The organism is Actinomyces mediterranea (assembly GCF_900155595.1).
Classification (GTDB): domain Bacteria; phylum Actinomycetota; class Actinomycetes; order Actinomycetales; family Actinomycetaceae; genus Pauljensenia; species Pauljensenia mediterranea.
The window spans coordinates 1,128,372-1,143,067 of record NZ_FTPB01000004.1; the positions used below are offsets into that span (position 1 = coordinate 1,128,372).

Annotated in this window: 7 protein-coding genes; 6 read left to right on the forward strand and 1 reads right to left on the reverse strand. The window is 65.0% G+C overall.

The window, feature by feature from the left end; genetic code table 11:
- Window positions 1-23: 23 nt before the first annotated feature.
- The 5 genes from BQ7471_RS09060 (at window position 24) to BQ7471_RS09080 (ending at window position 9,128) form a co-directional block, all read left to right on the forward strand.
- Complete coding sequence (locus BQ7471_RS09060; protein ID WP_076465703.1) at window positions 24-2,348, forward strand: glycoside hydrolase family 3 N-terminal domain-containing protein; 2,325 nt, start codon at window positions 24-26, stop codon at window positions 2,346-2,348.
- A gap of 64 nt (window positions 2,349-2,412) precedes the next feature.
- The gene (locus BQ7471_RS09065; RefSeq protein WP_076465704.1) at window positions 2,413-3,429 is read left to right on the forward strand and encodes an acetylxylan esterase; all 1,017 of its coding nucleotides are present in this window, start codon (window positions 2,413-2,415) and stop codon (window positions 3,427-3,429) included.
- Entirely contained in the window at window positions 3,426-4,508 is a 1,083-nt protein-coding gene (locus BQ7471_RS09070; protein ID WP_076465706.1) for a Gfo/Idh/MocA family protein, read from the forward strand. Before BQ7471_RS09065 ends, BQ7471_RS09070 begins: the two co-directional genes overlap by 4 nt.
- A gap of 22 nt (window positions 4,509-4,530) precedes the next feature.
- On the forward strand, window positions 4,531-5,817 hold the full coding sequence (locus BQ7471_RS09075) for an endo-1,4-beta-xylanase (RefSeq protein WP_076465707.1): 1,287 nt from the start codon (window positions 4,531-4,533) through the stop codon (window positions 5,815-5,817).
- 122 nt (window positions 5,818-5,939) lie between these two features.
- Window positions 5,940-9,128, forward strand: a complete 3,189-nt coding sequence (locus BQ7471_RS09080; protein ID WP_076465708.1) for an endo-1,4-beta-xylanase — start codon at window positions 5,940-5,942, stop codon at window positions 9,126-9,128.
- Window positions 9,129-9,359: 231 nt separating this feature from the next.
- Here the strand turns inward: BQ7471_RS09080 and BQ7471_RS11535 are convergent, their stop codons facing one another.
- Entirely contained in the window at window positions 9,360-13,028 is a 3,669-nt protein-coding gene (locus tag BQ7471_RS11535) for a glycoside hydrolase family 3 N-terminal domain-containing protein (protein ID WP_076465709.1), read from the reverse strand.
- A 511-nt stretch (window positions 13,029-13,539) separates the two neighbouring features.
- On the opposite strand from BQ7471_RS11535, the gene chvE reads away from it, so the two are divergent.
- On the forward strand, window positions 13,540-14,667 hold the full coding sequence (gene chvE, locus BQ7471_RS09090) for a multiple monosaccharide ABC transporter substrate-binding protein (protein ID WP_076465711.1): 1,128 nt from the start codon (window positions 13,540-13,542) through the stop codon (window positions 14,665-14,667).
- The last annotated feature ends 29 nt before the right edge of the window (window positions 14,668-14,696 follow it).

Consider the following 14,696-nt stretch of genomic DNA (forward strand, 5'->3'; position numbering starts at 1 on the left):
AGCCCATCCACTCTGGAGAACCCATGTATCGCTGGAATAACCCGGAACTGTCCGCCGCTGAGCGCGCCGATGCGCTCATGGCGCAGATGAGCCTCAACGAGAAGATCCACCAGCTCGGCTCCTACTGGCTGCGCAACGAAGACGAGGCCGTCCCCGCGCCCGAGCCCACCGACCACTCCCACGAAGTCGCCCCCATGGAGGACGCGTTCAAGACGGACAGCCTCACATGGGAGGAGGCCGCAGATAACGGCCTGGGCCACATCACCCGCATCTGGGGGACCGACCCCCTCGAAGTGGATGAGGGCGCAGAAAAGCTCATCTCCTTGCAAAACGATGTCCGCTCGCGCAATGCCTTCGGCATTCCGGCGATCGTTCACGAGGAATGCCTGACCGGATTCACCGCCTATCGCGCCACCGTCTACCCGGCGGCGATCGCCTGGGGAGCGAGCTGGGATCCGCAGCTCATCGCCGAAATGGCATCGCGCATCGGCGAGGACATGGCCTCGCTCGGCATCCACCAGGGACTGTCCCCCCTCCTCGACGTCGTCCGCGACTACAGGTGGGGCCGAGTCGAAGAGACCTGCGGGGAAGACCCCTACCTCGTCGGATCACTCGGCACCGCCTACGTTCGCGGACTGCAGTCGAAGGGCGTGATGGCGACACTCAAGCACTTCGTCGCATACCCGGCCTCTCGGGGCGGGCGCAACCACGCGCCGGTGTCCATGGGGCCGCGCGAACTCGAAGACGTCATGCTGCCCCCCTTCGAAATGGCAGTGCGTGAAGGAGACGTCGCCTCCGTCATGAACTCCTACTCCGACATCGACGGAGTACCCGCAGGGGCATCACGCCACCTCCTCACCGAGGTCCTCAGGGATCGATGGGGATTCGACGGGACCGTCGTCTCCGACTACTGGTCGGTCCGCTTCTTGCAGAAGATGCACCGCATCGCCGCCGACAATGTCGAGGCGGGTGCCCTGGCGGTGCGGGCGGGCCTCGACGTGGAACTGCCGGAGACGACCTGCTACCACTACCTCGCCGAGGCGGTGGACAGGGGTCTTATCACCGAGGAGGAGATCAACACCGCGGTGCGCCGCGTCCTCGTGCAGAAGGCCCAGCTCGGTCTGCTCGACGCCGACTGGGAGCCGACGTCCGATGCGACTCGCAACCTCGACTCAGCCGACAACCGCGATGTGGCGCGCCGACTCGCGGAAGGCTCCATCACGCTGCTTGCCAACGACGGGACGCTGCCGCTGGCGCGCGACAAGAAACTCGCCGTCATCGGCCCCGTGTGGTCCGAGATCCGCTCCTTCATGGGCTGCTACGCCTTCCCGAATCATGTGCTCTCCCGCTTCGCCGACCGGGGTACCGGCCTCGACATCACGGGCCTTCAGGAAGCGCTCGCAGGGATCAGCGACGAGGACGCCGCTTTCGTCCACGGGACCGGATTCATGGCGGGCACCGATGAGGACATCGCGCAAGCCGTGGAGGCGGCCCGTAATGCGGAGATCGCCGTCGTCACCGTCGGCGACATCGCAGGCATGTTCGGCGGCGGCACCTCCGGCGAGGGCTGCGACGTGGCGAATCTGGATCTGCCAGGGCGCCAGGGCGAACTCCTCGACGCCGTCCTCGACACGGGGACGCCGACGGTGGTCGTCCTCGTCACGGGACGCCCCTACGCGGTCGGCGCCTACGCGGATCGCTGCGCGGCGATGATTCAGGCCTTCATGCCGGGTGTGGAAGGTGCGGGCGCAATCGCCCGTGTCCTGTCGGGCGAAGTCAACCCGTCGGGCCATCTGCCCGTCGCATTGCCCAACACACCGGGTGGACAGCCCGGCACCTACCTGGTGCCGCCGCTGGCCTGGGAATCCGAGGGGATCTCGAATATCGATCCGCGCCCGGCATTCCCCTTCGGGCACGGCCTGTCATACACCCGTTTCACCTACTCAAACCCGCAGGCGTCCGCGGCGTCGATCCCGCTCGACGGCAGCGTCGACTACTCGGTGACGGTGCGCAACGAGGGCGAACGCGCGGGCGACGAAGTCGTCCAACTGTACGCGGCAGACCCGGTCGGTGAAGTCGTGCGCCCCCTCAAGCAGCTCATCGGCTTCGCGAAGGTGCACCTCGAACCCGGTGAGGCGGCTCGCATCACCTTCACCGTCCACGCCGATCGTTTCTCCTTCACCGGGGTCGACATGCAGCGCATCGTCGAGGGAGGACGAATCGAACTATCCGCGGGATCCTCTTCGGAGGATCGACTCGCTCCGACGCCCGTCGACATTGAATCAGGGCGCCGCATCGTCACCGAGGGCCGTGTCCTGACCACCCCGGTGACTGTCGAAGCACTGTGACGACGGGAGTCGGTGGGCGGCCGTATCCGCCCGCCGACGCCCGGACACCTACTAGGGAGGCCCTATGGCAACGCGATACGACATGGACCTCGACGAACTCATCGGCTACAAGCCCGAGCTCGTCGAACCCGACGACTTTGACGCCTTCTGGGCGCAGACCCTGGCAGACAATCCATTCGACCAGCAGGCGGTGACCGTCGTCGAGGCGGACACACCGCTTGAGACGCTGCGCGTATGGGACGTGACCTTCCCCGGATACGGTTCCGACCCGATCAAGGCGTGGCTCACCGTGCCCGCCGCAGCATCGGGCCCCCTGGCGACCATCGTCCAATACCAGGGGTATGGGGGCGGGCGCGGACTGGCCACCGACCACCTCGACTGGGCGAGCGCCGGGTTCGCGCACGTGTTCATGGACTCGCGCGGACAGGGCGGAACCTGGGGCAGCGGGGGAGCGACCCCCGACCCGCATGCCAGCGGGAGCGCCGACCAGGGCTTCATGACTCGCGGCATTGAGGATCCGCGCGACCACTACTACCGCCGTCTCTACGTCGATGCGCATCACGCGGTCGAGGCCGCAGCGGTGCTTCCCCAGGTCGACGCCGACAAGATCATTGTCACCGGAGGCTCGCAGGGCGGGGCGATGACGATCGCCGCCGCCGCACTCAACCCCCGCGTCATCGGCGCGATGCCGGACGTGCCCTTCATGAATCACTTCCGGCGCTCCGTCGGACTGACCGAGGGCACCCCCTATGACGAGATCGTCCGCTACCTCGCGGTGTTCAGGGACCGGTGCGACACGGTGTTCCACACCCTGTCCTACTTCGACGGCGTGCTCCTGGGCAGGCGCGCCGACGTCCCCGCGCTGTTCTCCACCGCGCTGCTCGACACAGTGTGCCCGCCGTCGTCGGTCTTCGCGGCGCGCAACTGGTGGGGGGCGGCCTCGCACACCGGCGTGCCCCAGCCGCGCATCGAGGTGTACGAGTTCAACAACCATGAGGGCGGTGGCGCCTACCAGTGGCTCAAGCAGGTCGATTGGGCGCGCTCCCTGCTCGCATCGAATACCCCGCAGGCGCACGCGTGAACGGTCCCGTTTCCTTCGCCATCATTGGAGCAGGATGGCGTTCGGAGTTCTTCTTGAGGCTCGCGGCCGCCGCTCCCGAGCGGTTGGACGTCACGGGCGTCCTCGTGCGCCGACCCGAAGCGGCCGAACGCCTGCGCAACGCCTGGGCAGTCCCCACCGTCTCCACCATCGACGAGCTACTCGCCCCTGCCCCCGAATTCGTCATCGCCGCAGTGTCATGGCCCTCCATGCCCGGCGTGGTCGCCGAACTCGTCGACCGTGGTGTGAAGGTCCTCGCCGAGACGCCTCCGGCGCCCGATGCGGACGGGCTTCGCGCACTGTGGAACACAGTCGGGGACTCCGACCTCGTGCAGGTCGGCGAGCAGTACATGCTGATGCCCGGGCACGCCAGCCGCAAGACAGTATGCGACCTCGGGGTGATCGGGGAGCCGACCTTCGTCGAAGTCGCCTCCACTCACCTGTACCACGCGACCTCTATGATGCGTGCTTTCCTTCGAGCAGGATTCGGCCCGGTCCGCGTCAACGCGCGCACCTTCTCGGCCCCACTCATCGACCCGCTGAGTTTCACCGGGTGGGACGCTGGGGCGTCGCCGCGCGAGATGAAAACGACCGTCGCGACCCTCGATTTCGGAGACTCGCGCACCGGCCTGTACCAATTCGTCGACAACCAATGGTGGAACCCCCTCCTATCCAGGAGGATCCTCATCCGCGGCACCCGCGGAGAGATTACTGACGATGAGGTCACCCGTCTCACCGACGAGGGCGTCGTCCGCTCGCCCCTGTCCTACCGCAGGCTCGGCGTCGACATGAACCTCGAGGGCAATGAACTCGACACCGTGTCCTTCGACGGGCGGATCATCTACTCCAATGCATGGAGGGGCGCCGCCTTCTCCGAAGACGACCTCGCCGTCGCCGACCTCCTCGAAGCAGCGGGAGCCTGGGCGAGGGGGGAGGCCTCGGGCCCCTACAGCCTCGCCGACGCCTGCCAGGATCACCTCCTGGGACTTGCCATCGAGGAATCCGCCCGCATGGGAGCGGATGTCCTCACTTCGATCGAATCGTGGGCCGAGACGGCCTGACACCCTACCGGAAGGACGCGCAATGGAGCGCATCGGAATCACCCTGCCCCCAGCCCTCGCACACCGTGATGCGGGCTCAGTCCTCACCCTCGTCGATGACTCCGGTCGCCCCCTGGCGAACCGCTCCGTCACCGTGGAACAGCGCTCCCACGCCTTCGGATTCGGCAATATCGGATTCGATTTCATCGGCCTCGCCAATGGGGAGGAGTCGGCCGACCCGGACAGTCCCTTCGGCGGCGCCTCGCCCGCACAGGCGGCCGCCCTCGTCGACCGCTTCTTCGACATCTTCAACATGGCGACTCTTCCCTTCTATTGGGGCGGTTTCGAACCCGAACGCGCAAAGCCGGACACCCAGCGCCTCCTGCGCACCGCCGCGTGGATCCGAGCCCACGGCGCTACCCCTAAGGGCCATCCCCTCGCCTGGCACACCCTCGCCCCGAAGTGGCTCCTCGACCTCGACGTCGACGGGATCGAAGAGGCCGTGCGCTCGCGGATCACACGGGACGTCACCGACTTCACCGGCGTCGTCGACATGTGGGATGCGATCAACGAGGTCGTCATCATGCCGGTCTTCGACAAGGAGGACAACGGTCTGACCCGCCTGTGCCAGAAACTCGGCCGCGTGGAGACGATCCGCCTCGCATTCGAGACCGCCCGCGAGGCGAACCCGGATGCGATGCTCCTGCTCAACGACTTCAACATGTCCCCCGCCTACGAGCACCTCATCGAGGAGTGCCTCGAGGCCGGGATCAAGATCGACGCGATCGGCCTGCAGAGCCACATGCACCAGGGCTACTGGGGCGAGGAGAAGACCTTCGCAGTCCTCGAGCGCTTCGCCCGTTTCGGACTGCCGCTGCACATGACCGAGACGACGCTTCTATCCGGGCACCTCATGCCGCCCGAGATCGTCGACCTCAACGACTATCAGATCCCGCAGTGGCCCTCCACGCCCGAGGGGTTGGAGCGCCAGGCCGACGAGATCGTCCGCCACTACACGACTCTGATGAGTCACGAGGCCGTCGACGCCATCACCTACTGGGGATTCACCGACGCCGGAGCGTGGCTCGGAGCACCCGTCGGACTGGTCTACTCCGATGGCACGCCGAAGCCGTCGTATTACTCGCTGCGCAACCTCGTCAAGGGCCAGTGGTGGGTGGAGCCCACCCGTGCGAGCACCGACGACAACGGTCGCCTGGAGCTTACGGGCATGGCCGGTGAGTACGAGGTCCGCTGTGACGAAGCAACAGGGGCCGTGGCCTTGAACGGTGATGCCGCCGACGCCCTCACGGTGACGCTGTCGCAGGAATAACCCGACTTCCCGACCACATCGCTACGAAGGATCGCCCAGCAGGAGGGGACGGAGTCGTCCCCCGTGCCGCTGTCAGTCAATGCTGATGAATCGGTCTGCGGGCCCTACCCGAAAGGAAACCCATGAGGATCACCACACGCTCCAGACGCGCATCCACGCGCCTGAGCGCCGGACTGGCCACAGCGGCCCTCGCCCTGGTAGGGCTCGGGGTCGCACCGGCACTCGCGGATGACGCCGCGCCTGGGACAGAGGCGGCGGCCGATGTCGTCGCCTCGACCTTCGAGGACGAGTCCACCGCCCCATGGCGGGGACGCGGAGGCGCCGAAATCGCCGTCACTGACGCTGAGGCGGCATCCGGGTCGCGCAGCATGCTCGTCTCGGGACGCACCGCCAACTGGCACGGCGTTGAAATGCCGCTCGCAGGCAATTTCGTCCCGGGTGAGGCCTACCAGGTGGCGGCCAAGGTCCGGCTCGCCCAAGGCACCGAAGCGACCGAGGTGTACATCACCGCGGCTGAGAACGACCAGAATTATGTGCGCGTCGGTGCGACTCCCGTGAGCGACGCGGGGTGGGCCGACATCTCCGGCACCTACACTGTCGGCACCGACGTCGTCTCGGGAACCCTGTACTTCGAGGCCGCATCTGACATCGCGTCCTTCTACCTCGACGACATCCGAATCACGGGCGCCCAGGCCGACGATCCCGATAACGACGGCGCCGACACCGGGAATACCGGCGACTGCCCGGCGGCTCAGGCATCGACCAAGCCCGCGGGCCTCGATGACAGCCAGCCCCTCTTCGAATCGCTGCCCTTCCCGCTGGGAGCCGCGATCCAGGCCTACGCGACCACTGAACCCGCTGCTCGGGCCGCCCTTGATCAGAACTTCAATCAGGTCACTCCTGAGAACTTCATGAAGGTCGAGGCCTGGTACGACGGCCCGTGGCAGTTCACGTCGAATAATGCCGAGGCCGACGCGCTCATGACCTGGGGGGCCGAGACCGGTAAGCGCGTCTACGGCCACGTCCTCGTGTGGCACTCCCAAACCCCGGACTGGTTCTTCCAAGACGATGAGGGCAATTTCCTCACCGACTCCGATGAGCATAAGGCGATCGCTCGCGAACGCATGCGCACGCACATCTTCAACGTCGCCAAATACCTCTCCGACCGCTACGGCGCCTTCGGTTCTGACACGAACCCCCTTGTCGCCTTCGATGTCGTCAACGAGGTCGTCGCCGATGGGGCGAACCCCGCTTCGAATGGGCTGAGGACCTCCTACTGGTATCAGATCCTCGGCGAGGAGTTCATCGACCTGGCGTTCCTCTACGCCGATGAGGCCTTCAACGGGACCTACGCCGCGTCGGGCTCCGACCATCCGATCGCATTGTTCATCAACGAGTACAACACGGAGAACGGCACGGGTGCGGGCACGAAGACAGCGCGCTACCGCGCCCTCGTCGAGCGGCTCCTCGGGCGCGGAGTTCCCATTGACGGCGTCGGACACCAGTTCCACGTGTCCCTGGCGACGAATGTCTCCAACCTTGCCGCGGCGATGGATCTATTCGACGACCTGCCCGTCGTCCAGGCGGTCACCGAGATGGATGTGCCGACCGGCACCCCCGTCACCGAGGATCTACTGCGCCGCCAGGGCGCCTTCTACCGCTCCGCGTTCGATATTTTCCGCAAGCAACAGGCCGATGATGGCAATGTGTTCTCTGTGACCCTGTGGGGCCTGGCCGACTACCGGTCGTGGCGCACCTGTTCGGGTGCCCCGCTCGCATTCGATAACGACTACGACGGCAAGTGGGCCTATGCGGGCATCCTCGGCCTCGACATCCCCCGCGAGTCCCAGTCGATGACGGTCTTCGGAGCCGCCGACGCATCGGACCCCGCTTCTGACACGTGGTCGCTGATGAGGGGTACCGCTATCTCCGATTCCGCCGCCTTCCAGGCGAGGTGGAACGCGGAGGGCATCGTGGTGCGCGTCGACATCGACGATGCGGATGTGGAGGAATCGGATGCGGTGACCCTGATGACCGCCGACCGTGAGTACACGATTTCGCGCAATACCACCGGCGTTGACGGTCTGTCCGATCTTCGCGTCGAGGACCGTGGGGACGGTTGGTCCGTCACCGTGACGATCCCGATGGGCGGGCTCGAAGCCGGTAACCAGGTGCGCTTCGAAGCGTCGGTTTCCGATGCGGGCGAGGTCGCCGGTTGGAACGGCGGCGGCCTGCTCGGCACGCTCATCCTCGCCGAGGACCTGTCCACGGTGGCCGCCCCGAAGACCGACGAGGCGCCCGTCGTCGATGGAATCATCGACGAGGCGTGGGATGGTGCCGTGGTGTTCTCGACCGACAAGCAGATCGAGGGGGCGGACGGTGCGAGCGCGCAGATCCGCGCCCTGTGGTCCCAGTCCGGGGAGTCTTCTGCCCTGCACCTGCTCTTCGAGGTCGCAGACTCGACTCCTGACGTGTCCTCCTCCGAGGTCCACGAACAGGATTCCGTCGAGGTGTTCCTCGACCTGGGCAACCTCAAGTCCGAGTCCTACCAGGACACCGATATGCAGTTGCGCGTAAACCGGGAGAACGTCACCACTTTCGGCACCGGCAATGTCGGTGAGCAGGAGCAGCGCGTGACTTCCGCGGTCGTGCCCACCGAGACCGGTTACATCGTGGAGGTCGCGATCGACCTGCTGAGCGCGGGCGGCGATAACACCGTTCAGGGGTTCGACGCCCAGGTGAATGACGGTGTGGACGGTCGGCGCGCGTCGGTGCGCATCTGGGCGGATCCGACGGGCAACTCGTGGCGCTCTCCCGCCCACTGGGGGACGATGCGACTCCTGCCCGCCCCTGCGGCGGATGAGCCGACTGTCGTCATCGACGCCTCCAAGGTCCGCCGCGGCCAGGTCGTGTCGATCACCGGCATGGGCTTCGTCCCGGGTGGGGATGTCACCGCGACCTTCCATTCGGATCCCGTGGTCATCGGTACCGCCCCCGCTGACGAGGAGGGAACGGTGGGCTTCGAGTTCACGATTCCCGCGGACGCCGAGCTCGGGGAACATGAGGTGCGCCTCGTGCAGGAGTCGTCCGGCTTGAGCGCCTCTGTGGCTCTCGAAGTCGTCGGATCCGACGAGGGCGCAGCTGAGGCACCCGATGCTCAGGACGGCGCTGTCCCGGAGGGCAAGGACTCGAAGGGCTCGGGTGGTCTTGCGGTGACGGGCGCTTCTGCTCTCGCGCTGACCCTCGCTGCGGCGATGCTGGGCGGCCTCGGCATCGGAGCGCACGCTCTGCGCCGACGCTCTCGCGCCTGAGCTCCGCTTCAGGAGTCTTCGCCTGAACTGCACGACTCGGCCTCTCGGTGACGAATACTCGGCTGTCAGCCGATTCCGTCGCCGAGAGGCCGATGCGTGTGCCTGCGCTGGGGTGCGCTGCGGGGGCTGTGCTTCGGGAGCGTGTGCGCCCCGGGGAGCGCGCTCTTCGGGGCGATGTGAATAAGTGGGGTGGCCTGTAGCTCGCTACAGGCCACCCCACTTGTCAGTGGATCACTGACGGGTGCGGCGTCTCACGTACACGGCTGAGGCGCCGAGCGTCGTGAGCGCTGCGCTTGCGACGAGGAGCAGCGCGATGGAGGACGCGCCGGTCCGTGCAAGCGGGGACTTGGATCCCGTGACGTCGCTTGTGCCCTGAGGGGCGGATGCGTCGCCGGGGGTCGTCGTATCCGGTGCGCCGCCGTAGCCGCCAGGCTCATCACCGGGCTCCGGGGTCGGCTCATCACCGGGCTCCGGGGTCGGCTCCGGGGTCGGCTGCGGCTCGGGGAGCTCATCCACGATGGTGATCGTGGCGGTGTGCGAGTAGACGAGACCCTCATCTGTTGACAGGGCCAGTGCCGTCACTCTCACCTTGCCGGGCCGCGATGCCATGAGGATCCCATCCTCAATGACGGCGTCGGCGGAATTCTCCTCGTTGAGGGCGAGACGATACGTGTACTCCGCCTTGTTCACCGTGGGGGTGAGCTCCGCGGACAGGCGGATCCCTACAGCCGCATCGGCTGTGAGGACCGTCTGATCCCCGAAATCGACGAGATGGTCATCGATCGTGGCTCCATCCTCGGTGGTAGCGCCCGAGCGCACGATGACGGGGAAGGTCGTCGACTTCTCGTCCCCATCGGCGAAGACCGTCGCGGTGATGACGGCGACACCTGCACTCACCGGCGTGACTGCACCCTCCGCATCGACGGCCGCGATCGACGGATCCGACGACGAGTAGACGACGGTGACACCCTCGTCCTCGAGATCGTAGAAGGAATCGTCATTGCGGGTCGCGGATAGATTCGCGTGAATCGCATTGCGCGGGGTCGCCATATTGAGGTCGACTCCGTCGGGAATCGCGGCGACCACATTGATCGCGGGAGTGAGCGAACCTGTCAGCGAGAAGGATGAGACGAGTCCGTCGTCGGGATCCGACGAGGGGCCCACCCACAGCGTCCAGGTGCCGTTCTCCCAGATCTTGCGATCCGCGTCGGAATCCCAGAACCACAGGTCAGCGCCTTCGACATCGAGTTCGACACTCTGCGTCTCCCCCGGCTCGAGGCTGATCTTCTTGAAGGCCTTGAGTTGGGCGTCGGGGCGCATCGGGTCGGACGCGGACGGGGAGGCGACGTACAGCTGGACGACTTCCTGCCCCGCGACTGCGGACGTGTTCGTCACATCGACGACAGCGGTGAGGGTGCCATCGACATCGAGGGCGTCTCCGCTCGTCATACGCAGGTTCGAGAACTCGAACTCGGAGTATGACAGGCCGTAGCCGAAAGGATAGGTGACGTCACCGGTGAAGTACTGGTAGGTCCTCCCCAGTCGTCCGTCGGTCGGCGTCATCACGTAATCGCGGACATCGTCGAGCTGGTTGATGTCGGAGTACTGGGTGAACGGAAGGCGGCCCGAGGGATTGGCATTGCCGAACAGCACATCGCCGACGTTGTCGCCCTGATACATGCCGTTGTACGTCGTCCACACGAGGCCCGCAACCGAGTCCTTGAAGGGTTCGACGTTGACCTGGCCGATGGCCTGAATCCACGCGGCCGTGTTCGGGTTCATCTCCGACACGGTGTTGATGAGCAGAGCCTGACCGCGGGGCAGGTCGAGGTTCGCGCGATCCTCGTCTTCTGACGAGTCCGAGGGGTTGCCGTCGATTCGCGGATTCGTCGAGTTGTTTCCAGCGATGGTGCCGACGTAGGCGATCACCGCGTCAGCGTTCTGAATCGCAGTGGTCTCCTCGTCGGACAGGAGCGGCTCGAAAGAGTCATTCTCATAGACGAAGTACAGGCTCTGAGCGCCCGTCGGTCCCGTGTAGGGCGCTGAAGCGGTGCGGCCGAGTGCGTCAACTGAACCGATGAGGGCACCATCGCGGTCGCCGACGCGGATGTCGAAGCGGCCGCCCTCCAAGGTGTTGTCCTCGTTGGACTGGATGATCTCCACTGTGACGGTGCCTGCGGGAATCTCGGCGTCGATGTTGAAGTAGCCGCCCCACGCGCCCTGCGTGATCAGCTGGTTCGTGATCGGGTACCACGGCTGGACCGATCGCCATCCAGCGAAGCTCTGGTTCGCGAGGAGCGTTTCGGGTGCGACCCGTGCGAGCTCGTCGCCCCCGGCGTCGAGGAATCGAACGGCTGCATTCGAGTCTCCGACCTGGCCGCCGATGTTCGGCTTGCGCTTGTTCTCGAACCCGGTCTTGTTCATCCCGGAGATGTAGGTGACGGTTGCACCGGGGTTGGCGGCCGTCACGGCTTTCTCGATTCCCTCAAGGGCATTGGAGTGCTCGGCGATCGCCGAGGGGGAGTAGTCTCCGTGAACCTCCATCGTCGCCAGTGGTCCGACGACGACGATATTGCTGGCGGCGGTCGCATCGAAGGGGAGTAGCGGAGAGCCGGAATCCATCGTCTCATTGCGTAGAAGAACCGTTCCCTCAGCACTCATCTGGCGCGATACGGCCAGGTGATCGGGTGCGGAGATCTGCGCGGCCAGGCTGTATTCCGAGTTGCGCCACGGCACGGAGTCTTCGGGATCGAATTCACCGGTGCGCATGCGGATGGTGAAGGTCCTCACGAGAGAGGCCTCCATGCCGGCTTCGGTGACATTGCCCTCGAGGTAGGAGTCTTCGAGGTGGGTCGGGTAGTCCTGATCCATGCAGTCGAGGTCGACTCCCGTCTTGAGGGTCCATGCGACGGCTTCGGCTGCGCTGAGTGGGGTCCCATCGGGTCCCCAATTGTGGTTGGCCTCCTGCCAGACATCTCGAATTGCGTCGCAGTCGGAGGTGATGGTGCCGTTGAATCCGAAGGTTCGACGGGCGAGCGTCTCGACGTATTCACGGCTGGCCGACACCGGAACGCCATTGACCGCGTTGTACGAGGTCATGAGGGATCCGGCCCCGTAGGTTCCGACGAGTTCGGCGAAGGCCGGAGTATAATATTCGCGAAGTTCTGCCTCGGTCAGGTTTGAGCTTCCGGTGTGGCGGTTCGTCTCAGAATTATTCGCAAGATAATGCTTCGGAGTGGCGGCGGTTTTCAGGTATGTCTCGTCGTCGCCCTGAAGTCCTGCGACGAACTGTCCACCGATAACAGCGGTGAGGACGGGGTCTTCGCCGTAGCTTTCTTCAGCCCGGCCCCAGCGGGGATCGCGGGCCATGTTGATCGTCGGCGACCAGTAGGTCAGCCCCTTGTGTGAGGCGACGGCTGCGGATGCCGTGTTGTTCATGGCGCGGGCCTCATCCGATGCGGCAGATGCTATCTCATAGACGAGGTCGGGGTTCCATGAGGCCGCGATTCCCAATCCCGTGGGGAACTCCGTCGCTTCTCCGCCGTCGTTGAGACCGCGTCCGGCCTCGTCGGCTCGGGCGATGCCGTGGAGGGCCTCATTCCAGTAGCTGTACGCGTCGACTCCGAGGCGTTCGATCGCGGGGGCGATGGTCTTGTCGTTCTGCTGGCGTTCAGCACGGAACTGTTCGATCTTCTCCGCGCGGGTCATCCGCGACACGAGGTCGGCTGCGCGTACTTCGAAGGGGAGGGCGGTGTTCTTGTAGGCGGGCAGATCCGAGGCTGCATCGATGCTCCCCGGGGTGTCAACGGCGAGTGCCGCTGGAGTAGTGAGGGCGAATGTTGCGAGCACGGCGCCGGACAGGAGTCCGAAGCGCCGTGATCTCTTTCTTCCAGTGGACATGTTGTGTGTCTCCACTTTCAGTCAGATGGGTGAAGGGATGGCGCGCTGGATCGCTCGGGGCGGATCCGGCGTCGCATAAAGCACGATCACAGCTGTGAGACAGTGCTAGGAGTTCATTTAGTTTTGCTGCGTAACTAAATGTGTGTTTACTCTAACGACCATGCACGTCCCGCGCAAGAGGTGTCTCGCATATACAGATTGAAACCGTAAAAGTCGAGGTCAGTGCCTATTTGAAGCCTGGGTCAACGAGTGATGGAGGCTTGGGGGACAGGTGGGGGTGCTCGCTGACGCTGTTACCAAGCTGTGACGTACGAGGAGTGGACCAACCTTGACGGTTTCCTCCTCTAGGACTAAGTTTTGTTGCGTAACAAAAGACGGTTGGCTGGAATTGTTCGACGTGGAACAGCCATCGCTCGCGCCGCCCGCAAGGGCTCGGGAGCGGCAGCGCCGAACGAATCAATTCGCGCAGAAGTGGATACACCAACCTCATCAATGGTGAAGGAGCCAGAACATGCGTGGAATCGCAAAGAAGATGATTGCGGTGACAGCCACCGCAACGCTCGCCCTCGGCCTGGGAGCATGCTCCTCCGAACGCGGCGGAGCATCCTCGCAGTCGGGTGCGACCGGCGCGGGCGGGCAGGGTGGCCTCATCGGCGTCTCAATGCCCACGAAGTCCCTCGAGAGGTGGAACCGAGACGGCGGACACCTTGAGGAGCTGCTCAAGGAAGAGGGGTACTCCGTCTCCCTGCAGTACGCCGATAACAAGGTCGAACAGCAGATCACTCAGATCCAGAACATGATCAACGAAGGGCCCGAGGTCCTCGTCGTCGCCTCCATCGACGGATCCGCACTCGGCCCCGTCCTCGAACAGGCGAAGGCCTCTGGGATCACCGTCATCGCCTACGACCGCCTGATTCGCGACACCGAAGCAGTCGACTACTACGCGACCTTCGACAACTACAAGGTCGGTCAGCTCCAGGGCCAGTACGTCGAAGAGACTTTGGGCCTGGCCAGTGGCAACGGCCCGTTCAACTTCGAGCCCTTCGCGGGTTCCCCCGATGACAACAATGCAAGGTACTTCTTCGAAGGCGCCTGGGATGTGCTGTCACCGTACGTCGAGTCCGGACAGCTCGTCGTCCCCTCGGGCAAGGCCCCCAAGACCGTCGATGACTGGCAGTCGATCGGCATCCAGGCGTGGATGTCCACCACCGCGCAGTCCGAGATGGAGACGCGCCTCAACTCCTTCTACTCCGACAAGAAGGTCGAGGCCGTCCTGTCGCCGAACGACTCCCTCGCCCTGGGCATCTCCCAGGCCCTCGATTCGGACGGCTACTCCGCCGACGAGTGGCCGATCCTCACCGGACAGGACGCTGACCAGGCGAATGTTCAGAACATCATCGCCGGCAAGCAGTCGATGAGCGTGTGGAAGGATACCCGGGCGCTGGGCGACCGCGTCGCGAAGATGGTCGACCAGATCGTCAAGGGCGAGACTGTCGAGGTCAATGACACCGAGTCCTACGACAACGGCAGGATCGTCGTCCCCTCCTACCTGCTCACCCCCGTCGTGATCACAAAGGACAACGTCCAGGAGCAGCTCGTCGACTCGGGCTTCTACACCGCTGCCGACCTCGGTCTGTGAGTCGAACGGTAACGATCCGCTGAAGGAAC

Bases quoted from the DNA above. Each gene is read 5' to 3' on its own strand.
- BQ7471_RS09060 (WP_076465703.1), top strand. From the start codon at position 24: ATGTATCGCTGGAATAACCCGGAACTGTCCGCCGCTGAGCGCGCCGAT.
- BQ7471_RS09065 (WP_076465704.1), top strand. From the start codon at position 2,413: ATGGCAACGCGATACGACATGGACCTCGACGAACTCATCGGCTACAAG.
- BQ7471_RS09075 (WP_076465707.1), top strand. From the start codon at position 4,531: ATGGAGCGCATCGGAATCACCCTGCCCCCAGCCCTCGCACACCGTGAT.
- BQ7471_RS09080 (WP_076465708.1), top strand. From the start codon at position 5,940: ATGAGGATCACCACACGCTCCAGACGCGCATCCACGCGCCTGAGCGCC.
- BQ7471_RS11535 (WP_076465709.1), bottom strand. From the start codon at position 13,028: ATGTCCACTGGAAGAAAGAGATCACGGCGCTTCGGACTCCTGTCCGGC.
- chvE (WP_076465711.1), top strand. From the start codon at position 13,540: ATGCGTGGAATCGCAAAGAAGATGATTGCGGTGACAGCCACCGCAACG.